This window comes from Mesorhizobium sp. M1312 (genome assembly GCF_040318115.1).
Lineage (GTDB): Bacteria > Pseudomonadota > Alphaproteobacteria > Rhizobiales > Rhizobiaceae > Mesorhizobium.
Genome location: NZ_JAMYLQ010000014.1, coordinates 116,091 through 138,555 on the forward strand (window position 1 = coordinate 116,091; position 22,465 = coordinate 138,555).

The 22,465-nt window shown below is 61.7% G+C and carries 27 protein-coding genes; 13 read left to right on the forward strand and 14 right to left on the reverse strand.

Annotated elements, in window-relative coordinates:
- Window positions 1-13 precede the first annotated feature (13 nt).
- Together NKH36_RS18040 and NKH36_RS18045 are read left to right on the forward strand one after the other, a co-directional pair.
- Entirely contained in the window at window positions 14-352 is a 339-nt protein-coding gene (locus NKH36_RS18040; protein ID WP_352962494.1) for a DUF6949 family protein, read from the forward strand.
- A 24-nt stretch (window positions 353-376) separates the two neighbouring features.
- Complete coding sequence (locus NKH36_RS18045; RefSeq protein ID WP_352962491.1) at window positions 377-904, forward strand: gamma carbonic anhydrase family protein; 528 nt, start codon at window positions 377-379, stop codon at window positions 902-904.
- A gap of 54 nt (window positions 905-958) precedes the next feature.
- On the opposite strand, the gene NKH36_RS18050 is transcribed toward NKH36_RS18045, so the two are convergent.
- The 5 genes from NKH36_RS18050 to NKH36_RS18070 form a co-directional block, all read right to left on the reverse strand.
- The gene (locus NKH36_RS18050; protein ID WP_352962488.1) at window positions 959-1,519 is read right to left on the reverse strand and encodes an ankyrin repeat domain-containing protein; all 561 of its coding nucleotides are present in this window, start codon (window positions 1,517-1,519) and stop codon (window positions 959-961) included.
- 140 nt (window positions 1,520-1,659) lie between these two features.
- Window positions 1,660-2,025, reverse strand: a complete 366-nt coding sequence (locus tag NKH36_RS18055; RefSeq protein ID WP_352963674.1) for an HNH endonuclease — start codon at window positions 2,023-2,025, stop codon at window positions 1,660-1,662.
- Between the two features lie 373 nt (window positions 2,026-2,398).
- Window positions 2,399-3,007: a transglutaminase-like cysteine peptidase gene (locus NKH36_RS18060; protein WP_352963677.1), complete on the reverse strand. Its 609-nt coding sequence runs from the start codon at window positions 3,005-3,007 to the stop codon at window positions 2,399-2,401.
- Window positions 3,008-3,309: 302 nt separating this feature from the next.
- A complete protein-coding gene (locus NKH36_RS18065) occupies window positions 3,310-3,927 on the reverse strand; it encodes a PilZ domain-containing protein (RefSeq protein ID WP_095492016.1) in 618 nt (205 codons plus the stop codon).
- A 117-nt stretch (window positions 3,928-4,044) separates the two neighbouring features.
- Window positions 4,045-4,683: a PAS domain-containing protein gene (locus NKH36_RS18070; protein ID WP_352963680.1), complete on the reverse strand. Its 639-nt coding sequence runs from the start codon at window positions 4,681-4,683 to the stop codon at window positions 4,045-4,047.
- A 421-nt stretch (window positions 4,684-5,104) separates the two neighbouring features.
- On the opposite strand from NKH36_RS18070, the gene NKH36_RS18075 reads away from it, so the two are divergent.
- The 4 genes from NKH36_RS18075 (at window position 5,105) to NKH36_RS18090 (ending at window position 8,592) form a co-directional block, all read left to right on the forward strand.
- Window positions 5,105-5,857, forward strand: a complete 753-nt coding sequence (locus tag NKH36_RS18075; protein ID WP_352963682.1) for a rhomboid family intramembrane serine protease — start codon at window positions 5,105-5,107, stop codon at window positions 5,855-5,857.
- Window positions 5,858-6,015: 158 nt separating this feature from the next.
- Complete coding sequence (locus tag NKH36_RS18080) at window positions 6,016-6,447, forward strand: CBS domain-containing protein (protein WP_023798170.1); 432 nt, start codon at window positions 6,016-6,018, stop codon at window positions 6,445-6,447.
- A gap of 152 nt (window positions 6,448-6,599) precedes the next feature.
- Window positions 6,600-8,099, forward strand: a complete 1,500-nt coding sequence (gene gatB, locus NKH36_RS18085; protein ID WP_352963685.1) for an Asp-tRNA(Asn)/Glu-tRNA(Gln) amidotransferase subunit GatB — start codon at window positions 6,600-6,602, stop codon at window positions 8,097-8,099.
- Between the two features lie 4 nt (window positions 8,100-8,103).
- A complete protein-coding gene (locus tag NKH36_RS18090) occupies window positions 8,104-8,592 on the forward strand; it encodes a GNAT family N-acetyltransferase (protein ID WP_352963749.1) in 489 nt (162 codons plus the stop codon).
- A gap of 67 nt (window positions 8,593-8,659) precedes the next feature.
- Here the strand turns inward: NKH36_RS18090 and NKH36_RS18095 are convergent, their stop codons facing one another.
- The gene (locus NKH36_RS18095; RefSeq protein ID WP_352963687.1) at window positions 8,660-10,102 is read right to left on the reverse strand and encodes an ArnT family glycosyltransferase; all 1,443 of its coding nucleotides are present in this window, start codon (window positions 10,100-10,102) and stop codon (window positions 8,660-8,662) included.
- A gap of 74 nt (window positions 10,103-10,176) precedes the next feature.
- Between NKH36_RS18095 and NKH36_RS18100 the strand changes: the two genes are divergently transcribed.
- Window positions 10,177-10,332 carry a hypothetical protein gene (locus tag NKH36_RS18100; RefSeq protein ID WP_352963690.1) on the forward strand — a complete coding sequence of 52 codons (156 nt, stop codon included), beginning with the start codon at window positions 10,177-10,179 and terminating at the stop codon, window positions 10,330-10,332.
- Between the two features lie 306 nt (window positions 10,333-10,638).
- On the forward strand, window positions 10,639-11,091 hold the full coding sequence (locus NKH36_RS18105; RefSeq protein ID WP_352963693.1) for a phasin: 453 nt from the start codon (window positions 10,639-10,641) through the stop codon (window positions 11,089-11,091).
- 109 nt (window positions 11,092-11,200) lie between these two features.
- On the opposite strand, the gene panC is transcribed toward NKH36_RS18105, so the two are convergent.
- Both panC and panB read right to left on the reverse strand, forming a co-directional pair.
- Entirely contained in the window at window positions 11,201-12,052 is an 852-nt protein-coding gene (gene panC, locus NKH36_RS18110; RefSeq protein WP_352963695.1) for a pantoate--beta-alanine ligase, read from the reverse strand.
- The gene (gene panB / locus NKH36_RS18115; protein ID WP_352963698.1) at window positions 12,049-12,891 is read right to left on the reverse strand and encodes a 3-methyl-2-oxobutanoate hydroxymethyltransferase; all 843 of its coding nucleotides are present in this window, start codon (window positions 12,889-12,891) and stop codon (window positions 12,049-12,051) included. The genes panC and panB overlap by 4 nt, the downstream gene beginning before the upstream one ends.
- 233 nt (window positions 12,892-13,124) lie before the next feature.
- Between panB and NKH36_RS18120 the strand changes: the two genes are divergently transcribed.
- From NKH36_RS18120 to NKH36_RS18130, 3 genes are all read left to right on the forward strand, one after another.
- Window positions 13,125-13,523 (forward strand): NADH:ubiquinone oxidoreductase subunit NDUFA12, encoded by a 399-nt coding sequence (locus NKH36_RS18120; RefSeq protein WP_352954397.1) that lies wholly within the window; start codon window positions 13,125-13,127, stop codon window positions 13,521-13,523.
- Window positions 13,524-13,649: 126 nt separating this feature from the next.
- Window positions 13,650-14,222, forward strand: coding sequence for a DUF2155 domain-containing protein (locus tag NKH36_RS18125; RefSeq protein WP_352963701.1), 573 nt, complete (start codon window positions 13,650-13,652; stop codon window positions 14,220-14,222).
- A gap of 105 nt (window positions 14,223-14,327) precedes the next feature.
- Entirely contained in the window at window positions 14,328-14,696 is a 369-nt protein-coding gene (locus NKH36_RS18130; protein ID WP_352963703.1) for a hypothetical protein, read from the forward strand.
- A 15-nt stretch (window positions 14,697-14,711) separates the two neighbouring features.
- Here the strand turns inward: NKH36_RS18130 and aat are convergent, their stop codons facing one another.
- From aat to NKH36_RS18160, 6 genes are all read right to left on the reverse strand, one after another.
- Window positions 14,712-15,329, reverse strand: a complete 618-nt coding sequence (gene aat / locus NKH36_RS18135; protein ID WP_352963706.1) for a leucyl/phenylalanyl-tRNA--protein transferase — start codon at window positions 15,327-15,329, stop codon at window positions 14,712-14,714.
- 29 nt (window positions 15,330-15,358) lie between these two features.
- Window positions 15,359-16,702, reverse strand: coding sequence for an acetyl-CoA carboxylase biotin carboxylase subunit (accC, locus tag NKH36_RS18140; protein ID WP_352963709.1), 1,344 nt, complete (start codon window positions 16,700-16,702; stop codon window positions 15,359-15,361).
- Between the two features lie 19 nt (window positions 16,703-16,721).
- Window positions 16,722-17,180, reverse strand: coding sequence for an acetyl-CoA carboxylase biotin carboxyl carrier protein (gene accB / locus NKH36_RS18145; protein WP_352963712.1), 459 nt, complete (start codon window positions 17,178-17,180; stop codon window positions 16,722-16,724).
- A gap of 26 nt (window positions 17,181-17,206) precedes the next feature.
- Window positions 17,207-17,641, reverse strand: coding sequence for a type II 3-dehydroquinate dehydratase (gene aroQ, locus NKH36_RS18150; protein WP_292537845.1), 435 nt, complete (start codon window positions 17,639-17,641; stop codon window positions 17,207-17,209).
- Window positions 17,642-17,939: 298 nt separating this feature from the next.
- Window positions 17,940-18,743, reverse strand: a complete 804-nt coding sequence (locus tag NKH36_RS18155; RefSeq protein ID WP_352963715.1) for a DsbA family protein — start codon at window positions 18,741-18,743, stop codon at window positions 17,940-17,942.
- A 75-nt stretch (window positions 18,744-18,818) separates the two neighbouring features.
- Window positions 18,819-20,213, reverse strand: a complete 1,395-nt coding sequence (locus NKH36_RS18160) for a M48 family metalloprotease (RefSeq protein WP_352963717.1) — start codon at window positions 20,211-20,213, stop codon at window positions 18,819-18,821.
- Between the two features lie 168 nt (window positions 20,214-20,381).
- Between NKH36_RS18160 and NKH36_RS18165 the strand changes: the two genes are divergently transcribed.
- Together NKH36_RS18165 and NKH36_RS18170 are read left to right on the forward strand one after the other, a co-directional pair.
- Complete coding sequence (locus NKH36_RS18165) at window positions 20,382-21,530, forward strand: pyridoxal phosphate-dependent aminotransferase (protein ID WP_352963720.1); 1,149 nt, start codon at window positions 20,382-20,384, stop codon at window positions 21,528-21,530.
- A gap of 5 nt (window positions 21,531-21,535) precedes the next feature.
- A complete protein-coding gene (locus NKH36_RS18170) occupies window positions 21,536-22,465 on the forward strand; it encodes a glutaminase (protein WP_352963722.1) in 930 nt (309 codons plus the stop codon).

The window sequence follows — 22,465 nt, forward strand, 5'->3', positions numbered from 1 at the left end:
ATGGAAGGTAAAGATGGGTCCGGTCGAACACACGCTCTTTGCTTTTATGGTTGGGCTGACGGCGTGCGGCCTGGCCGGATCGGCTATGGAGCTGATATCAGGCCGCCGGCTTGCCTTCGTCGAACCCTATGTGTCGCCGGCGCATGTGCTGCGCTCGCTCTACGCGACGGCGTGCGCCGGACCCTTGATGTTCGCCAACGAAGCGCTCGACGCCTGGCGGCAAGGCCGCATTTCTGCCCCGGCGCTGATCTCCTGCGGTTGCGCCGCGACGATCTGGGCGTTGGCATTGGGCGTCGTGCTGATCGACATTGCATCCCGGGCGTGCACGCTTCTAGGCTCTGCGAACGTTTAGTGTGAGACGATTCGGAGGCGAAAAATGCCGCTCTATGCGATCGACAGAAGGGCGCCCGGTTTCGAGGACGCGGACAGCAACTGGATCGCGCCGGATGCCATCCTGGTCGGCGATATCAGGGTCGGCCGCAACGCCGGCTTCTGGTTCGGCGTCGTCATCCGAGGCGACAACGAGCCGATCGTTATCGGCGCCGACACCAATGTGCAGGAACATACGGTCATGCATACCGATGCCGGTTTTCCCCTGACCATCGGACAAGGCTGCACGATCGGCCATCGTGCCTTGCTGCATGGCTGCACGATCGGCGACAACAGCCTGATCGGCATGGGCGCCATCGTGCTGAACGGCGCGAAAATCGGCAAGAACTCGCTGGTCGGCGCCGGCGCCCTGGTCACCGAAGGCAAGGAATTCCCCGACAATTCGCTGATCATCGGCTCGCCCGCGCGTTTTATGCGAGAGCTGGACGATGCTGCGGTCGCCAGGCTGCGCGCTTCGGCCGCGCACTACGTCGCCAACGGCAAACGCTTCAAGGCGGGGCTGACGAAGGCCTGAGGCCAGCCTTGCTCATATCTTCGGCTATACGGTTCACTGGCATCGTCGCACAACTCACCGTCCATTGGAGCCGCGCCTGGTCATCGCATCGCGCAGCAACGAAGCGCCGGCTTCAAAGCCGGCATTGTCGGCGTCCTCTAGGGCTGTCGTATAGTCGTCGATGCGGGTTTCGAGCGATGGGTCGGCGCCCGCCGCCAATAGCAGGCGAATGGCATCGACGCTACGGATGGCGACCGCATAGTGAAGCGGCGTCCAGTCGTTTACGCCCCGCATGTTGAGGTCTGCGCCACCATCGATCAGGATCCGGACGATTTCCAGTCTGTCAGCCCGGTCGGTGGAGAGTGCCGCAATTATTGCCGGAAAACCGCCGTGGTGGTGATAGTTCGGGTCCGAGCCCGCATCCAGTAAGGTCGAGATGAAAGCGGTGGAGCTCCAATAGATCGCATATTCCAGTGGATGCCCAAGGCCGAGTTCAAAAGGCATCTGCTCGTCGAACCAGCAGGGTGAGCCGCCGAGAGCCACACCGAGGGCCTCGAAGTCGCCCGCCTTGAACGCGTCATCGATGGCCTTGAACAGGCGGTGGCGCTCGCATCGATCTTCCGGGATTTCCAACATCGCAGCGATCCGGAGGTTGACTTGATGGTTCATACTGCATCGGTCAATACCCTTGGAAAGCTGGACCGAGCCAAGTGTTTCTGGCTCTGTTCCGATGTCCGTAGCGGCCGTGGCCTTCCGATGGATCGTCTGACGCTACATCATTTCAACAAGTGGTGACACGTGAGCGGATGCCATTTCCGGGCCGTTACTCGCTTTCGGACGTGCCGCTGGTATGTGGCCGGCGATAGCACTTTACCCATTCGATGCCGGGTTAGATTGCAAAACTTGCACGCCGCAACAAGGTTCTCTTGTCTGTCCTCGCCGCCGTCCATCCGGGGGTTCAGATGTTCCGCGGTGCAGCGGAAGCGGCTGAGCGATCCAACAGGGAGATGATAACGCTCTGAAAACAGCGTCAGGTCTCCATCCCACATCCGAAAACCGCAGTAGAAGCATCGCCAATTTTGCTTCTCGGCCTGCACGGTTCTGAGTTTTGCTAATTTGTTTGAATTATTCATTTCACACATCCTTTTGCTTCATCAACATGAAGCGGATGTGCAGCAACCTGTAAGCGATTGCTCCTTATTCAGAAGGGACAAGCCCTCGCACTAGACGGCACCCGTAAGAGTGCCACTCCGCAGTATTAAAGCGGTAGATGCCGAAATTGAGATCGGCTTCCATACAGTCACCAATTACGGCTCCCAGACGAACAAGAGAACGTCTCCACGATTCTTTCAATACTTCAAAATTTGGCGACGCTCAAGTCGAGTTCTGCTATCGGGGCTTCTTCGGGTCTCCCCCCTGAAAAGGTGGAGCCGGCCCGGGGACGGGGCCGGCTCCTAAAACCCGGTCGTGGGGACGGGGAGGGTGGGGACTCGACCGGGTTTTTGCATCGCGTCCTTAGCGGACGCTGGCGACCGCGTCGGAGCGGCCGTCGTTGATCGTTACCCAAGCGCCCGAATTCTGGCTCGATTGGCGCTTCAGGTAGGTGTAGTCGGTGGCGATCCAGGACAGCACCCTGGTTTCGAGATTGTCGAGGATGAACTCTCCGAGGCTGGTGCGCACGGTCAGCACCGCGTGGCCGTCTCCGTTCGGCTGGCGCGCAACCGTCATCAGCAGGTCGCCGGCCGGAACGCCGATGCTCATCAACGCGCGGCGCTTTTCCAGCGCATAGTCCTCGCAGTCGCCGAAGCCGCTGTTGGGATAGGACCAGACTTCTTCCTTGCCCCACAGTTCCATGTCGGTGTGTGGCGCGATCTTGCTGTTGACCGAATTGTTGATGCTCACGATCTTCGCCCACAGCTTGCGGGTCAGCTCGATCGGCGCCTGCTTCGGCGTCCGCTGATTGCATTCCTGCGGAATCTTCTGGCAGAACTCGTAATGGCCGACCGGCTGTGTGGTGCGGCTGCCGGTGTGCATGAAGGCAGGTCCCGCTGCGTACGCCGTTCCCCAGGCGGTAAGCTGCATCGCCATTGCCAAGAGCAACAGCTTGCCCCTCGTCTTCTTCATCGTCCAGTCTCCCCGTTTGAGGAGACAATGACACGATTGGATTTATTCGACGCAAAGGCACGAAGTAGACATTAAGTAAAACGCCTATAGAATAAACATAAAATTTGAATCATTTCAGTATAAAATTGTTCAGGCGATTTTCGCGGGAGCCGTGTCGGTCAATGCAGGTCGACAAAAAAACCGGCTGAAAGGGATCGGACAATCGCTTGAGGCGACATCGACAGCTGATCGCCTTCACGCCAGTTGGACGCCATCGTTTGTCTGAAGCGATTGCCCTGAGAAATGGGCCGGTTTGCTGTTTGTCAGGTGCCGGATGCGTTGAATTCGGAATCGAGCGTTTCGGGCCGCTGGATGACGGCGAACTCGATGGCGACGCCGTCCTCGAAATGGCGCACCACCTGGCCGCGCATCGTGCCGAGCATGACCTGGATGCCGATTGCCGGCTTGACGTCAATCTCGACCGCGGCGCCCGAAAGCGACAGGTCGATGATGCGGCACTGGTACTGGCGCCCGTCACTGAGCTGAAGCACGCTGGTCGGATTGCGCGGCGCCACGCGTTCGTGACGACGGTCTTCCGGCAGATCGAGCTCGTGCTTGTTGGCAAGCCAGGTCAATTGCGCTGCAAGCTTGTCCTTCTTGCGTTCCGACGCGATGACCGTCATCGCGAAACCATCCTGCAAGATGCGGGTGACGACGCCTTCGATGCGGCCGATGTGATCGATATAGGCGATGACTTTCTCGCCCGGCATGCCGATCCGCTCGGTGCGAAGCGCCACATTGCCCGGCGACATGTCGACCACCTGGCACGGATGTTCGGTGCGATCCTCCAGCATGAAGCGCCCGTAGATCTTCACGCGGACGCGCTGAAAGTTACGCCTTTCAGCTCGGGACGGCGCGGTGTCGACCGCCGCTGACCTCATGACTGCCTACACCCCGTTTGGCATTCCGCGCGTTGATGCGAGGAACTTCGTCAGAAAGCTATAGCAAAGCAGGTTAACAAACGGGAAAGCCTGGCCCCGCTACTTTATCGTTCTGGATTATTCACCGCGCCCGCCGTCGAACACAACCAGATGGCGGATGCGGCGCGCCTGGCCGAGCGCCGAAATCGTCTGGGGCGGATCGAGTTCCGACGGGACAAGCGAAGGAACGTCGATGGCCGGCCGGTTCTTGGCGAATGTCGGTTCATTCTCCGGATCGACGACACGGATCGAATCGATCAGGGCGTCGGCGATCGGATCTGCGCCCAGCCAGAAGGGTTTTTCAGCGGCGCTTATCACGCCGAGGCAGCGCGGATTTTCGACGCCGCCGTCGAGCGGCAGGGCGAGCAGCTCGAACTTGCTGGAGCGGTCGGTGCGACTGAAACCTTCATAGGTGATGAGCACCACGGATTTCTGATCGAAGACGCCGTGGATCAGTTTTGAGACAAGCCGCTGGTCCTTCTCGCGCCACAGCGAGGGAAAGGAAAACCCCTTGAGTTCACGGCCATAGACCGCGCAAAGCCTGGTGCCGGCGAGCCGGAATACCGCTTCGCCGCGCGTATCCTTTTCCAGGATGAAGGTGTCGGCCAGCAGCGACTTGATGTCGGCTGGCTCGACTTCCGAACGCTTCGGGGCAGGGCGCCCGTCACGCAGCCGGTTCCAATAATGGAACAGCGTGATCGATCCGTTCTGGTTCATGCTGTGCTGCTCCGCGCAATCTGTCGTCTGATGTCCCATCGGTGAACAGAAGGGCGCCCTCCGAGGACCTACATGCGTTGCGGAGCAGGATGCGTGCCAGCATCGTTAACACTTGTTCACGGGTCGGGGTCGTTAAGGTTAACAAGTGGTTTACGTTGCGCCCCGCCCACGCCCGTGGCACGCTGAAACCACTCCAGAAGCGGTCGTTTCGCAGCGATCGGCAGCAGTTCAGTCAAGAGTTTGGGGGAGCATGGGGGCTCGTCCGGCCGTTCAAGGGCAACCTTGGACGGCTTCTTTTTGATTCGCGCCAATTTTGATTCGCCCAGCTTTGATTTGCGTGGGGCGATTCGCCCCTTTGTGAATCGGGTGACCGTGATCTACATGCTCGCGAAGTCGAATCCAGCGACTGAGTGCGAGCCATATGAGCGAACCAGCAAGCCCATCGGAAATCGAACAGGGCGGACCTGTCGGCCGCGAGCCGGAGCCGCGCCGCGAGCCGGTATTCAACATGCCGCCTGTTGTGCTGGCGCTGATCGGCATCTGCGTCGTCGTTCACCTGATCCGGTTCTACTGGCTCACTGAGGACCAGGATTTCTCCCTGCTGATCCGGACCGCCTTCATTCCGATCCGCTATTCCGGTCGCTTCGACCTCGATTTCTACGCGTTTTCGAGCCCCTTCACCTATGCCTTCCTGCATGGCGGCTTTGCTCATCTTGCCGTCAACATGGTGTGGCTGGCGGCTTTCGGCTCACCGCTGGCGAACCGCTTCGGCGCGCTTCGTTTCAGCCTGTTCTTCGCGGCGACGGGGCTGGCGGCGGTGGTGCTGTACTGGGCCGTGCATCCACTCGGCCAGGCGCCGCTGGTCGGCGCATCGGGTGCGATTTCCGGCATGATGGGGGCCGCCGCCCGCTTTGGCTTCCGCACCGACCGCTCGTCCGGCAAAGCCGCCTTCGCCGGCGCGCCGCTGCCGATGGCGGCGGTGTTCCGCTCGCGCGGCGTTGTGACTTTTCTTGCCATCTGGATGGTGATCAATCTCGCCACCGGCCTCGTTGCCTTCGCGCCCGGCATCGACAGCCAGATCGCCTGGGAGGCCCATATCGGCGGTTTCGTCGCCGGCTTCTTCGGCCTGCGCGCTTTCGATCGGCGGCAGCAGGCGGATGAGTTCATGGCCTGAAGCATGTCGCCCAAAAGTGCGCAGCGGTTTTGGGACAACGACATGCGACGCGCATTAAGACGCCGCACTTGAAAAGCAATCGATCGCGGCGCACGATGTCTGGCACTATCGAAAGCCGGTCAGGGCAGGAAACCGGCAAGTAAACTGAGGAGGACGCCATGACTGTTAAGGCAATTCTCGAGCAGAAAGGCCACGACGTATTGACGCTCGGGCCGAACGAAAAGCTGAGCGAGGCCATTCGTATCCTGGCTGAACACAGGATCGGTGCGCTGGTCATCACCAATGGCGATCACAAGATCGTCGGCATTCTTTCCGAGCGCGATGTCGTGCGGGTCCTCGCCAGGGAAGGAGCCGCCGCACTCGATATCGCGGTGCGTTCGGCGATGACGCCCAAGGTGAAGATCTGCAATGAGAACCACACCGTCAACGAGGTCATGGAGATCATGACCAGTGGCCGTTTCCGCCATCTGCCGGTGGAAAAGGACGGCCTGCTCGACGGCATCGTATCGATAGGCGATGTGGTCAAGCGGCGCATCGAGGATGTCGAGCGCGAGGCCGCGGAGATCAGGGCCTACATCGCGACGGCCTGACATGGCGTTTCGGCGGGATTCGACGTGAAGCCCCAGCTTCGGCTTTGCGCTTGTCTCTTTTTGTGGTTTGCACTAGCGAGTGACTTTCACGTCCGACGTGACGGAATTCACGTTGAGAAGTGAATTCCTTCACCGATAACTCGCAGGCCATTATGACCCTCATCGACACCCGCACGCCCGACGCCAAACGCCTGATATCAGGCGCCACCGGCGACTGGGAGATCATCATCGGCCTCGAGGTGCACGCGCAGGTGACCTCGCAAGCCAAGCTGTTCTCCGGCGCCTCGACAGCTTTCGGTGCGCCGCCAAACGCCAATGTCAGCCTCGTCGATGCGGCGATGCCGGGCATGCTGCCGGTCATCAACGAGGAATGCGTCAAGCAGGCAATCCGCACCGGCCTCGGACTGAAGGCCGAGATCAACCACAAGTCGGTATTCGACCGGAAAAACTATTTTTATCCCGACCTGCCGCAGGGCTACCAGATTTCGCAGTTCAAGCAGCCGATCGTCGGCGAGGGCAAGGTGATCGTCTCCGTCGGCCCGGACCGGCAGGGCGAGTTCGAGGATATCGAGGTCGGCATCGAGCGCCTGCACCTGGAGCAGGATGCCGGCAAGTCGATGCATGACCAGCATGCGACGATGTCCTATGTCGACCTCAACCGCTCCGGCGTGGCGCTGATGGAGATCGTCTCCAAACCCGATATGCGCTCCGCCGACGAGGCCAAGGCCTATGTCACCAAGCTGCGCACCATCGTGCGCTATCTCGGCACTTGCGACGGCAATATGGACGAAGGTTCGCTGCGCGCCGACGTCAACGTCTCGGTGCGCAGGCCCGGCGGCGAATTCGGCACGCGCTGCGAGATCAAGAACGTCAACTCGATCCGCTTCATCGGCCAGGCCATCGACTACGAGGCGCGCCGCCAGATCGCGATCCTCGAGGACGGCGGCAAGATCGACCAGGAGACGCGGCTGTTCGACCCCAACAAGGGCGAGACGCGCTCGATGCGTTCCAAGGAAGAAGCGCACGACTACCGCTATTTCCCGGATCCCGACCTTCTGCCGCTGGAATTCGACCAGGCCTATGTCGAAGCGCTGGCAAAGGATCTGCCTGAACTGCCCGACGCCAAGAAGGCGCGGCTGATCTCCTCGCTCGGCCTGTCGACCTACGACGCCTCGATCCTGGTGTCGGAAAAGGCGGTCGCCGACTATTTCGAGAAGGTGGCCGCTGGTCGCGACGGCAAGCTCGCCGCCAACTGGGTCATCAACGATCTGCTGGGTGCGTTGAACAGAGCCGGCAAGGGCATTGAAAATGCTCCGGTTTCGCCCGCTCAGCTCGGCGCGGTCATCGACTTGATCAAGGAGGGCACCATCTCCGGCAAGATCGCCAAGGATCTGTTCGAGATCGTCTGGAGCGAAGGCGGCGATCCGCGCCAGCTGGTCGAAAGCCGCGGCATGAAGCAGGTGACCGACACCGGCGCCATCGAAAAGGCGGTCGATGAGGTGATATCAGCCAATCCGGACAAGGTCGAGCAGGCGCGCGCCAAGCCGACCATGGCCGGCTGGTTCGTCGGCCAGGTGATGAAGGCGACAGGCGGCAAGGCCAACCCGCAAGCGGTCAACGACCTCGTCAAGGCCAAGCTCGGGATCGAATAGGATGATGTTCGTCCGAACCGCCGGCGAGCGCGATCTTGCCGCGGTCCGCACGTTGCTGGTCGAAACCTGGCACGCCACCTATGACGCCATCTATGGTGCGGCCAAAGTCACCGAGATCACTGACGAATGGCATTCGATCGCCTCGCTCCAGGCGCGGCTGACACGACCGAATTCCGAATTCCTGGTCGCAGACGACGGCAACCGCATCGGCGGTATGGCTTTCGCCGCAGCCACCACCGATGCGAAGATCGTCACGCTGAACCAGCTCTACGTGCATCCAGCCTGCCAGAGGCAAGGGATCGGCCAGGCGCTGCTGGAAGAGGTCGAGGCCAGCTTTCCGGAGGCGCGGACGCTGCGTGTCGAAGTTGAAGAGGCAAACGCTTCGGCCGTCGCCTTCTACCGCTCGAAAGGGTTTTTGCCCGCGGGCAACACCGCTGACTGTGGCGGTGGTTCAGGGTTGCCGGCGCTGATTCTCGAGAAGGCGATCGGATAGATTTGTCTGCCCGGATATGTCGCAGTCAGTTGCGTTTTACGGGCAGCGCCGGTCGGTTGCGGCGCCGTCAATGTTGTCCCCTAAGGACGACAAGATAGCCTCGCTCGACGTGAAGGCGGAAAGCGATTTGCTCCGACGTCCCAGGGTCTTTTGATTTGTCGATGACATAGCCGCCAGGATGCGAGCGCAGCCATTCCTCGGGATTGTCGGTGCTTTCGAACGGCCTCTGCAACCGGGCGAGGAAGCCGACCTCGTCCTGGTAATCGAAGGCGACAGCCCAGTCGGCATTCTTTCGCCCGTCGATGAAGTTGGCCAGCGGCATGAGATCTTCGCGTTTGAAAGCGGTCCCTGATGCTACGGCATGACCGATGCCGAAAATGGCGAGCAGGGCGAAGGCCGAGTTTCTGAGCCTCGCGAGGGGAATCTCCGCCATGAAATACCCGAACAGGATGGTCGCAAATGGCAGCATCGGCACCACATAGTGAGGCTGCTTGCCGGATATCGCGCTGAAAACCAGTAAAACCGCGACGAACGAGAACGACAGCAGGCGCAGCGCGCGCAGGTCCGGCGACCTCGCGTCGATCAGGCCACGTATCCGGGCGCCCAGCTTCAGCCGCCACACTTCGGATATGAAGATCCACGGTATAAGCATGATCGGCAGCAGCACGACATAGAAATAGAACGGCCGGCCATGGGAGTTGTGCAGCTTGCCGGTGACACGCCCTGCCGACTGGTTCCAGACAAGGTCGTAGATGAAGTTGCCTTTCGTCTGGATGGTCGCCGGCACCAGCCAGATCGCCACCGGGATCAATGCAGCGAGAATTGCCAGACCTGCCCCGGCGAAGAATTTCGGCGTCGCCAGCCCGGCCTGCCGATCGCGCCAGAACGGATAGAGCAGGACGGGGGCACCGACATGGATGAACACCACCGGGCCTTTCGTCAAAACACCCAGTCCGATGAACAGGCCCGCCAGCACGGCGTGCCAACGGTTGCCGCTTGTGGCAAAGGCAAGCAACGACAAAAGCGCGGCGAGCACGAAGACCGTCAGCAGCATGTCGAACAGGATCAGCGTCGAATAAATGACGAAGACGGTGCTTCCGGCGACGACCCAGGGGACACGGCTTACGATGTCGTCGCGCCCGGGAAAGAGGGTTTTTGCCAGACGCGTCGTCAGCCAGATGACGAGCGACGAGGCGACGAAGATGACGAGCATCGCGGCAACCCGGCTTACGCCGAAAATGTCCCAGGCCAGATCGATAAGCCAGAACAGCAGCGGCGGTTTTTGCAGATAGGGCGCGAAATTCATCGTCGGAACGAAGATTTGTCCGCTCAGATACATTTCCCAGGTGACGCTGAGATATCGCGTTTCATCGACAGGCAGGAGCGGCCGGTAGGCGACCGCGATGCAGATCAATGCAAGCAGGAACAAATAGGGGAGCAGCCGCTCGACATGTGCCGGTTTCAAGATTGGGGATCCACGCCAGAAATCGTTGTCTTTCCAGTCGAGCATTGATGCTGCGCTCCTGGAGCGCACAGGACCGCACCATGATTTTGGCCGAATTGTAACGGAGCCGACTTGGTAGCTTGGATTCTGAAGATGTCGTCCACAAAGGTCTGAAAAAATATGCAGATTGGAATTTGGGTGACAGTTCACTTTTTCCCCTGTTTGCGCGGCTGTGCTGGCCGGTGGTCAGCGCAGCACTTCTGGATCGGATTGCCGAGCAACCGGAAAAGCCGTGAATCGGGAAACGCCGCAGGCGGGGAAAAAAGGTGCACTGTCACCGTAATTCGCCGGGCCGAACCGTGTATCGGACAGGCGCGCTTGAAGCGGCCGCTGTTCTGCAATTCTTGCCTGAATACTTTTTCAGCTGTCGTCCGCAAAACACGCCTGCAGGCATGAATTCAGCAGGTGGCTAACGCTGAGGCAAAAAAGGCATGGTGCGACGCACAAAAATATTGCAATGCACTACAGATGCCGTAACGTCAGGGCTGCTAGATGAACGAGATGGCTTTTCTACAAGGTCGCCACCGCAAAGGATGGAAACTATGACCAAGTCCGCCGATAAAACTGCTGAAATCATCGAGAACGCAGAAGTCCCGACCGAGGCAACCGATCAGTTCCGCGCTGTCGCCGAAAAGGGCGTCGAGCAGTCGAAAGAAGCCTTATCGAAATTGGCGACCGGCGCCGAGGCGACCCAGAAGGCGCTTGGGTCATCCTTCGAAACAGCCAAGGCCGCTGGCAATGAGCTGTCGCTGAAGACGATCGCCGCACTGCGCGCAAACGTTGAGGCCAGCTTTTCTCACCTCGAAGCCCTGGTTGCCGTGAAATCGCCCTCCGAGTTCATCGAACTGCAGACAGCCTTCTTGCGCAAGCAGGTGGAAAAGACCGTCGAGCAGGGCAAGGAGTTTCAGGCGGCGGCGACGAAAGCCGCCGAAGACGTATCCAAGCCGATCAAAGATGTCTACGAGAAGGCGATGAAGGATCTCAAGGTCGCCTGATTGGCCTAATGCATGTCGCGCAAAAGTGCGCAGCGGTTTTGCGATAACGACATCCATAACAACAAGAACTTAAAGCGCGTCGCATGAATCCATCCAAACGCGACGCGCTTTAGGCGGAGGGAACTTCCACATTGTCGATGAGCCGGGTCTTGCCCAGCCAGGCGGCTGCGAGCAGGCGTGCGTCATGGTTCCGTCGCCACGGGGCGAGCGTCAGGCTCTCGCGCGCCGCGACATAGTCGACTTTGTCGAAGCCAGCCCTGACGAGCGCGCGGCTGGCCTCGGCGGTCGCGCTGCCTTCATCCGCGCCTGCCGCTAGTGCCGCCGCCGTCCGGCGCAATATGGCGTTGAGCTGGCGCGCCACCTCAAGCTCGGCTTCGCTCAGATAGGCATTGCGTGAGGACATGGCGAGGCCATGTGCGCCGCGTACCGTTGGCGCGCCGATGATTTCCACCGGCAGATCGAGGTCGCGGCAGAGCTGCCTGACGACGCAAAGCTGCTGGTAATCCTTTTCACCGAAGACCGCATAGTCGGGCGACGCCTGCAGGAAGAGCTTTGCCACGACCGTCGCGACGCCGTCGAAGAAGGTCGGTCGGAAATCCGATTCCAGCCCGGCGGCTGGCCCGCCGACCGAGATCCTGGTGGCGAAGCCGGCCGGGTACATCTCCGCCACACCAGGGGTGAAAGCGAGTTGTGCGCCGGCCTCCGCCAGCCGGTCGAGGTCGCGGGCGAGCTGGCGCGGATATTTGTCGAGGTCTTCGCTCGGCGCGAACTGCGTCGGGTTGACAAAGATCGAGACAACACAGCGATCGGCCTTTTCCAATGCGATCCTGATCAGCGAGACATGGCCGTCATGCAGCGCACCCATGGTCGGCACCATGGCAACGCTCAGGCCATCGCGACGCCAGTCAAGGATTTGCGCACGAAGGGCGGCGACGCTGTCGACGACGAGAGGCCAGCTCATGCTTCGTTCTTGTCGGCTGCGGCGGAAAAGACGTGGCCCGGCCCGGGGAATGTCCGGCTTCGCACCTCCGCTGCATAGCTGGCTGCCGCCTGCCATATGACGCTGCGCAGGTCGGCATATTGCTTGACGAATTTCGGCACCCGGTCGACCGTCAGGCCGACCATGTCGTCGATGACCAGGATCTGACCGTCGCAGTCGCCGCTGGCGCCGATGCCGATGGTTGGAATGGAAATATGCCGGGTGAGGTCGGCGGCGACGGTCTCGACGGTGCCTTCGATGACCACCGAAAACGCGCCGGCCTTCTCGACCGCGTCGGCGTCGCGATAAAGCGCCGCCACATTCTCCTCGGTCCGCCCCTTGATCCTGTAGCCGCCGTCGCTTTCCACCGATTGCGGCTGCAAGCCGATATGTCCCATGACCGGAATGCCGGCAGCGACGATCGCCGCGATTTGCCCGGCAACGGTGACGCCGCCCTCCAGCTTGAGGGCCTGGCAACCGGTTTCGCCGGCGATCCGCCGCGCCGAGGCCACGGCCTGCGCGGCCGAACCCTCATAGCTTCCGGCCGGCATGTCGACCACCACGCAGGCCCTGGCTGAACCTCGCATCACCGCTTGTCCATGGGCGATCATCATCTCGAGCGAGGCGCCCAGCGTGGTCTTGTGGCCATGGAGAACCATGGCGACGCTGTCGCCGACCAGAAGCAGGTCGACATGCTCGTCGAGCAGGCGAGCGACGGGATAGGTATAGGCGGTGAGGCAGACGACCGGGACGCCGCCCTTGCGCAGGCGAATGGAGCTGGCACTGATCCGCAGCTCAGGGTCGGATGCATCCGGGGCCATCTTTACCTCCCTCAACCGTCAATCAAGCTGGGTACCTGCATGGACGCGCAGAGCTTTAGAAAGACGAGGCAGCCTTGGCAAGGCATGCCTCGACAAGACGCGAAAGGCTTGCCACGGTGCATCGGTTTTCCGACGGCCATTTGCGCGGCTCTTGCGGCAAAACCCTTGCCTTAGCGATGACCTGACGCCATAAGCAGGAAACAGGCGCCGCTGCTGCCGCCGCGAGGATTTGGATGAAGACTTTCCTTCTGCAGTTTTTCACCTGGTGGAACAGCCAGACGCTGGGCACGCGCTTCCACACCTGGCGGCATGGCAAGAAAGTCGGGCAGGACGAGGCCGGCAACGTCTACTACGAGGGTGGTGTCGATTCGGAAGGCCGCACCCGCCGCTGGGTCATCTATCGGGACTATTCGGAAGCCTCGATGATTCCGCCAGGCTGGCATGGCTGGATGCATCACCGCGTCGATGCCGCGCCGCCGAGCGAAAACTATCAGCCACGCGACTGGCAGAAGCCGCATCAGCCGAACCTCACCGGAAGTGCCGCCGCCTATCGCCCCAAGGGCTCCATACTCACCAATCAGCACCGCCCGCAGGTGACCGGTGATTACGACGCCTGGACGCCGGGGTCGTAACCGCTCGCCAGGGCGGATCGGTCCTTTATCGCCACAATTGGCGTTTAGCTGCTTGCCGATCTGACAGCAGCGAATAGCCTTGGGCGCGACAGAATCACCCCGGGCGCAAACCCACCGGACCCTTGCATGAGCATTTTCAGCCGAATCTCGATGGGCGGACTGACGATGGCCGCCGCTTTTGCGGCTTTTAGCATGGCCGCCGCACAGACGCTGGAAGCACCAGTGGAACCGTGGGCACCGGAGGCGCCCCTGGAACCGGAGGCGCCAGCGGCACCGGAGGCGCCAGTGGAGCCGGGGGCGGGAGCGCCAGTGGAACCGGAGGCGACAGTGGCGCCGGCGGCACCGGCGGCACCGGAACGCATCACCAATCCCGTCGCCGAATTCGCCGGCATCGACAAGATCACCGGCCGCATCATCACCTTCGATGTCTATATCGACGAGACGGTGCAATTCGGTGCTTTGCAGGTGACGCCGCGCATCTGCTATTCGCGGCCGCAAACCGAAGAGCCGAAGACCGATTCCTTCGTCGAGGTCGACGAGATCACGCTGGATCGCAAGATCCGCCGCATCTTCACCGGCTGGATGTTTGCCGAAAGCCCCGGCCTCAACGCCGTCGAGCACGCGGTCTACGACGTCTGGCTGAAGGGCTGCAAGCAGAAGTCGGAGGTGCCGGCACCCGACGCTGCTAAATCCAATTAGAGCGCCAGGCGCGCGGGATCCTCTGTTCGGGATCACATACTGAGCTTCCGGAACCGCCTCATTCTCTGTGCGTTGGGTCATGGCTGGCGGTACGGAGATGTTCCCATGATGGCCAACAAGAACGAACTCCTCGATCTCGAAAGAGGGTTCTGGACCGGCGACTCTGCCTATTTCAAAGCCAATGCCGACACCGAATGCCTGGTGGCTTTCCCACAGATGGCGCAAACGATGAGTAACGCCGATCTGGCCGAAACCGCGACGGACCCGAACCGTTGGCGCGATCTCGACATCGACCTCAAGGGCATCATCGAGCCGGGCAGCGACATTGTCATGCTGACCTATGAGGCCCATGCCACTCGCGAGAATGGCGAGCCTTATGCGGCACTGGTCAGCACCGGTTATGTCCATCGCGTCAACGGCTGGAAGATGATGTTCCACGCGCAGACGCCTCTTGAGCCTGCCGCAAAAAACTGACCACCCTGGCGCAGATCATGGGAAAAAGACCGCGTCGCCCTTCAGCGCGTCAGCCAGCATCTTTTCATATTTGCCCCTTGGTACGTCGATCGCGCCGAAGCGTTTGAGGTGCTCGGTGGTGAACTGCGTATCGAGCAGCGCAAAGCGCCGTTCCTTCAGGCATTCGACCAGATGCACCAGGCAGACCTTCGACGCGTCCGTCTCCCTGGCGAACATGCTTTCGCCGAAGAACACCCGGCCGAGCGACACGCCGTAGAGGCCGCCAACCAGCCGACCCTCGCGCCAGGCTTCGACCGAATGGCAATGGCCCATCCGGTGGAGTTCGATATAGGCCTCGCGGATCGGCGCGTTGATCCAGGTCGACCGGCGTTCCTCGCGCCTCTCGGCGCAGCCGTCGATGGTCGCTTCGAAGTCGAAATCGAAACGAATGTCGAACAGGTTTTTCCGGATCGCCTTCCTCAGGCTTTTGGGCGTGTGAAAACCATCGAGCGGGATGATGCCGCGCGTCTCCGGCCGGACCCAGAACACTTCGGGATCGGTGGCGCTTTCGGCCATCGGAAAGACGCCCGAGGCGTAGGCCTTGAGCAGCAGGTCGGTCGGGATGCGATAGCCTGGTGCGTAGGGACGGGTCATCGCGCCATTATATTCTATAAGTTCGCGACCTAATCCTCTTCGGCCAGATATTTTTCCAGCCAGTGGATGTCATACTCGCCGTTGGCGATATCGGCATTGCCGACAAGATCGCGAAACAGCGGCAGCGTCGTCTTGATGCCGTCGACAACGAATTCGTCGAGCGCCCGCCGCAGCCGCATCATGCATTCGACACGGTTGCGGCCGTGCACGATCAGCTTGCCGATCAGGCTGTCGTAGTAAGGCGGGATCTTGTAGCCGGAATAGACGCCGGAATCGACACGGATGCCAAGGCCGCCCGGCGTGTGGAAGTGGGTGATCGTGCCGGGCGAGGGGGTGAAGGTACGCGGATCCTCGGCATTGATGCGGCATTCGATGGCGTGGCCCTGAAAGCGGATCTCGTCCTGGCGCATGGAAAGCCCGCCGCCCGACGCGACGCGGATCTGCTCATGCACGAGGTCGATGCCGGTGATCGCCTCCGTCACCGGATGCTCGACCTGCAGGCGCGTGTTCATCTCGATGAAGTAGAACTCGCCGTTCTCGTAGAGGAATTCGATGGTGCCGGCGCCGGAGTAGCCGAGATCGGCGATAGCCCTGGCACAGACGCTGCCGATATGCGCGCGCTCCTCGGCATTGAGCGCCGGCGAGGGCGCCTCTTCCCAGACCTTCTGGTGGCGGCGCTGCAGCGAACAGTCGCGTTCGCCGAAATGCACGCCGCGGCCGGCACCGTCACCGAACACCTGGACCTCGATGTGGCGCGGCTTTTCGAGATACTTCTCGATGTAGACGGCGTCGTCGCCGAAGGCGGCACCGGCTTCCGAGCGCGCCGTCTGCAGCGCGACGACAAGATCGGCTTCGCTGCCCGCCACTTTCATGCCGCGTCCGCCGCCGCCGGCCGACGCCTTGATGATCACGGGATAGCCGATGTCAGCGGCGATGCGCCTGGCTTCCTTTTCCTCGGTGACCGCGCCGTCGGACCCGGGCACCACCGGAATGCCGAGACGCTTTGCGGTGCGCTTGGCCTCGATCTTGTCGCCCATGATGCGGATGTGATCGCCGGACGGGCCGATGAAGGTGATGTTGTGCGCGGCGAGGATATCGGCGAACTTGGCGTTCTCCGACAGGAAGCCGTAGCCCGGATGCACCGCATCGGCGCCAGTGATCTCGCACGCCGCGACGATCTGGTGAATGTTGAGATAGCTGTCGCGCGACGGCGGCGGGCCGATGCAGACGCTCTCGTCGGCGAGCCGCACATGCATGGCGTCGGCGTCGGCGGTCGAATGCACCACCACCGTCTGGATGCCGAGCTCTTTGCAGGCGCGCAGCACTCTCAGAGCGATTTCGCCGCGATTGGCGATGAGGATTTTCTGGAACATTTTTCGGCTGTTCCCGGCTCTACTCGATCACGACGAGCGGCATGCCATATTCGACCGGCTGCGCATCCTCGAACAGGATCGCCGTCACCGTGCCGGCACGGGGCGAGGGGATCTGGTTCATCGTCTTCATCGCCTCGATGATCAGCAGCGTCTGGCCTTCCTTGACCTGCTGGCCGACCTCGATGAATGCCTTGGCGTCGGGCGACGGCGCCAGGTAGGCGGTGCCGACCATGGGCGAGGCCACCGCATTCTTGGACACGTCGGCCGCTGCCGGGGCGGCTGCGGCCGCCGGCAGCCCGGCCGGCGGCGCATAGGCGGGCTGCGGTGCGGCGACCGCATGGACGGCCGGCGCCTGTCGCGACACGCGCACCTTCAAGTCGCCCAGCTCGACCTCGATCTCGGTGAGGTTGGTGTCGTTCAGTATGCCCGCCAGATCGCGGATAAGCTGCTGGTCAACACCATTCTTCTTTATTGACATTTTCGAGCCTTCTGTTTGTTGGCCGGTCATAGGCGTGCGGCCAGCGCCTGCAGCGCCAGTGTGTAGCCGAGCGGCCCGAACCCGCAGATCACACCGACGGCGACCGGCGAGACCATGGAGACGTGGCGGAAGGATTCCCGCGCATGGATGTTGGAAAGATGAACTTCGGCGACGGGCAATGGCGCGACTGAGCGGATGGCGTCGTGAAGGGCGATCGAGGTGTGGCTGTAGGCGCCTGGATTGATGACGATGCCGACAGCCTTGTCGGCGGCTTCCTGTATCCAGTCGACGAGGTCGCCCTCATGGTTCGACTGACGGAAATCGATCTCGAGCCCAAGCGCCGCACCTGCCTGCTTGCAATCGTCGGCGATCGCGGCAAGCGTCTTGCCGCCATAGATGCCCGGCTCGCGCTTGCCGAGCGCGTTGAGGTTGGGACCGTTCAGGACGAAAACCGTTTTCAAAATGCCGACCTTTCCCAGTGTGGTTTTGAATCCGAAATTCGCAATACCTTGGAGCAGCGCTTTGAACGAATTTCGGATTCAAAGCCACACTGGCAATTAAGACATTTCTGATGTGGTGGATTTGAAGTTCCTGAACGCTGATGCCACCAAAGTAGCAGGAACTTCAAATCCACCACATCAGCTCCGCCATCAGTCGGCGCGCCGGACCTCTATAATGGGCTTAGACGCCTGCGAAAAGAGCGCAAGTGGGTTCTTTCGCTGTCCACAACAGGCGGAAAATGGCTTGCGCCGAACCCGATCAGAGTGCGGCCTTGGCCGCCTCGATCTTCTCCGCCAGCACTTCCTGGCCGAGCGCCCCGAACACCACCTCGTTGCCGACCACATAGGAGGGCGTTCCGGTGATGGCCAGCTTGTTGGCAAGGTCATAGGTCTTGGAGAGGGCCTCGGCGATCGACGGGTCCTTCATCTTCTCGCGCAGCGTCGCTTCGTCGGCGCCGAGCGAAAGCGCTACCTTGATGGCCGCCGCTTCGGTGGCGCGTCCCTGGGCGCCGAGCAGCGCGTTGTGGAACTCGCCGTATTTCTCCGGCATCATCAGGTGGAAGGCCATCGAGACGACGCTCGCCTTCTGCGAATCCGGGCCGAGGATCGGGAACTCCTTGAGCACGAAGCGCAGGTCCGGATCGGCTGTCGTCAGCGTCTGCATGTCCTCCATGGCGCGTTTGCAGTAGCCGCAATTGTAATCGTAGAACTCGACGATGGTGACCTTGCCGTTCGGATTGCCGACGACGCCGTCGAAGGCCGAGTTGAAGATCTGGTCCTTGGCATTTTTGATTATGGCGAGACTGGCGAGGCGCTGCGCCTCCTTCTGCTTGGCCTCGAGCGCTTCCTGAGCCTCCAGCAGCACTTCCGGGTTCTTCAGGAGATAGTCGCGGATGATGCCTTCGACTTCGGCCCGGTCGATCTTGGCGTCGGCGGGCGCCGCCTGGGCGATCTGCACGGTATCGGCCTTTGCCGTCTGCGGACTTCCGGTCACGAACCCGAGACCCAGCATGGCGAGAGCGACCGCCACTCCCGCGGTGCCCAGCAGAATTGCCTTGTTCATCGTCCCTAATCCTTTGCCTGGTTTCCGGCCGGACCCGATTGGTCCACTATTTGTCGCCGCGCACGGCCGGAAGGTTCACTTTTTCTTGCCTGATGGTGCGTAGTTTATGATGTCCTGCGCGCGGATCCAGCCCGGCTCGCCGCGCTTCATTTTCATCTGCGCGCGCATTGCGAAGATCTTGGCATCCCTGTAGGCGCCGGAATAGAAATGGCCTTCGGCGGTTGCAAGATCCGCGGCCGGAATGTTGCCGAGCTCGCCATAGGCCTGCGCCAGATGGCGGTAACCGACGGCGTTTTCCCGGTCGCGCCCGAGGCCCTTGTTGATCTGCACCACCGCTTTCTCCAGGGAATCGGGCGTGCCGATGGCCATCAGCGCCTGGCCGTAGGAGACCGACAGCAACCCGGATCGCGCCGGATCGAGGCTGACCGCCCTGGCATAGGCTTCCGCGGCAGCCTTCGGTCTGTTCGCCTTCATCAGAATGTCGCCGCGCAATTCCTGGAAATAGGGGTTTTTCGGTTGTGCCTTGATCAGCGCGTTGGTCTTGGCGAGCGCGCCGGCCAGATCGCCGAAAAGATAGCTCGTCTGCGCGTCGCCATATTGCGAGGCGAGGCTGCCCGGGTTCTTGCGCATCAGCCGCGATGCGGCGGCCTTGCCTCCCATATAGGCGGCGATCTTGATGCGCATCATGTCGTGCCGCTGCTGCAGTGCCGGCGTATCGACCTTGTCGACGTAAGGGCTCTGCTTGACCAGCACTTCGAGATTGGCGATGCGTTCCCGCGGCAGCGGATGGCTGATCCGGTAGGGATCGACCTGCGCCCCTGACAGCGAGAGCGCGCTCTGAAAGCGGCCGAAGGTCTTCAGCATGCCGAGGCCGGACTGGCCGGTGGCATTGAGATAGGTTATCGCCGAACGGTCGGCGGTCATCTCTTCGGTGCGCTGATAGGCGAGGATACTGCGCTGCGCCATCTCGCCGCCGCCAGCCGCGACCCCCATGCCGGCGCCGGCGAGGCCCCGGCTTTTGGTGGTGGCGCCGGCAGCGATGGCACCGGCGCCAAGCAGCGTCGCGATGATAGCCATTGTTTTGGCACGTTCGATCTGGTTGCGCAACTTTTGCTGGTGCCCGCCGGCAATGTGGCCGGCTTCATGGGCGATGACGCCGATGATCTCGTTGGGCGTCTCCGCCGACATCAGGGCGCCGGTGTTGATGAACAGGCGGGACCCGGCAACGAAGGCATTGAAACTCTGGTCATTGACCAGCACGATGTCGACGCCATCTTCCGGCAGGCCGGCGGCCCTGAAGATCGGCCGCGCATAGTCGCGCACCAGCGCTTCGATCTCGGCATCGCGCACCACCGGCACGTTTTGCGCGAAGGCGCTGGCCGTGCCGGTCACAGCGACCGTCGCGGCAAGAGAAAGCGTCGTGAAGGCGCGCGCTGCCCTGGCTATCATCGATTTGGGTCGGCTCAACATGGCAGGTCCACTGGTAGACGAGCGGGCGAAGGATGAAAAGTCGGCACTGAAACTTTACCGAACTTGTGATCCTCACATCAATCGGGCATTTGTGCGGCGCGGGACGCCAAGCTCGGCGCCGGCAGCCGGCAAGGGCCGGCCTAACGGCCGACAAGGAAACGAGGTCAAATGGTTGTATCGCTTTCGCGTCGCGGCGACGTCGAGCCGTTCCACGCCATGGACATTCTGGCGGAAGCGAATCGGCTGAGGGCAAAGGGCATACCGGTCGTTTCCATGGCCGTTGGCCAGCCGTCCGATCCGGCGCCGGCCAGGGTCAGGGAAGCGGCGACGAACGCTTTGAAGATCGGGCGCATCGGCTACACCGACGCATTGGGTCTTGCGGGCCTGCGCGAGGCCATCGCGCAGCACTATGCGGACCACTACGGGCTTGACGTCTCGCCCAGCCGGATCGCCGTCACCACCGGATCGTCGGCCGCCTTCAACCTGGCCTTTCTGGCGATGTTCGATCCAGGGGACCGTGTCGCCATCGCCGCACCCGGTTATCCGGCCTACCGCAACATCATGGCCGCGCTCGGCATCGAGATCGTCGAGATCGAGCTTCACGGTGATGCGTATATCCACGCCGAACACCTCAAGGCCGCGCACCGCGAAAAGCCGCTGAAGGGCGTGCTGTTCGCCAGTCCGGCCAATCCGACCGGGGCAATTATCCCCGCCGACGAGCTGTCGGCGCTGGTGACGACGGCGCAAGAGCTCTGCATCGCCGTGATCTCCGACGAGATCTATCACCGGCTGGCTTACGCTGCGCCCGACACCACGGCGCTTGCCTACGGCCCTGACGTAACGGTGATCAATTCCTTTTCGAAATATTACTGCATGACCGGTTGGCGCATCGGCTGGATGGTGCTGCCGGAACCGTTGGTGCGGCCGATCGAGCGCATCGCCCAGAGTCTCTACATCTCGCCGCCGGAACTGTCCCAGATTGCCGCGATCGAGGCGTTCAAGGCGACCGGGGAATTGGAGGCGGTGAAGGCGCGCTACGCGGGGAATCGCGAACTTTTGATGACACGCCTGCCCGAACTCGGCTTTGCGCTGGCAGCACCGATGGACGGGGCGTTCTACGCCTTCTGCGATGTCACCAGGCACACCAACGACAGCATGGACTTCGCGCGCAAGATGCTGGCCGAGGCGCATGTGGCGGCGACGCCCGGCCGCGATTTCGATCCGCTTCAAGGCCATCGAACCATGCGCTTTTCCTATGCCGGCAGCCACGATGAGATGGTCGAGGCGATGATGCGCATCGAGCGCTGGCTGAAGTAGCGCGAATGCCGGACCTCGAACTGGCTTTGACCGAAATTGCCGCCGAAATGGCGGAGCGCACGGATCGCGGCGAAGTCGCGACCTACATTCCGCAACTCGGCAAGATCGATCCGAAAAAGTTCGGTATTGCCGCCGTGACCAATGACGGTCGCGTGCTGATGGCGGGCGACGCCGATGAGCCGTTTTCGATCCAGAGCATTTCGAAGGTGTTCACGCTGACATTGGCGCTCGGCAATGTCGGCGACGCGCTGTGGCAGCGTGTCGGGCGCGAGCCTTCGGGCAACCCGTTCAACTCGATCGTCCAGCTCGAGCATGAGAACGGCATTCCGCGCAATCCGTTCATCAATGCCGGCGCCATCGTCATTTCCGACATTCTGCTCGCCGGCCACCAGCCGCGCGAGGCGATCGGCGAGATCCTGCGCTTCATCCAGTTCCTGGCTGACGACGAGACCATCGTCATCGACCGCGAAGTCGCTGCTTCGGAACGTGCCACCGGTTTTCGCAACTTGGCGCTTGCCAACTACATGAAATCCTTCGGCAATCTCAACCACGCGCCGGACCTGGCGCTGGGCGTCTATTTCCATCATTGCGCCATCGCCATGAGCTGCCGGCAACTGGCTTTGGCCGGCCGCTTCCTCGCCACTGGCGGCAAGAACCCGGCGACCGGCCATTCCGTGGTGTCAGCCGAGCGCGCCCGTCGCATTGGCGCGATGATGCTGACCTGCGGTCATTATGACGGCTCCGGCGATTTCGCCTTTCGCGTCGGCATCCCGGGCAAGAGCGGCGTCGGCGGCGGCATTTTGGCGATCGTGCCGGGCGTGGCCTCGCTTGCCGTCTGGTCGCCCGGCCTCAACGCCAACGGCAATTCCAGGCTGGGGTCGATTGCGCTGGAAAGGCTGGCGAAGATGATGAACTGGTCGGTCTTCGCGCCGTAA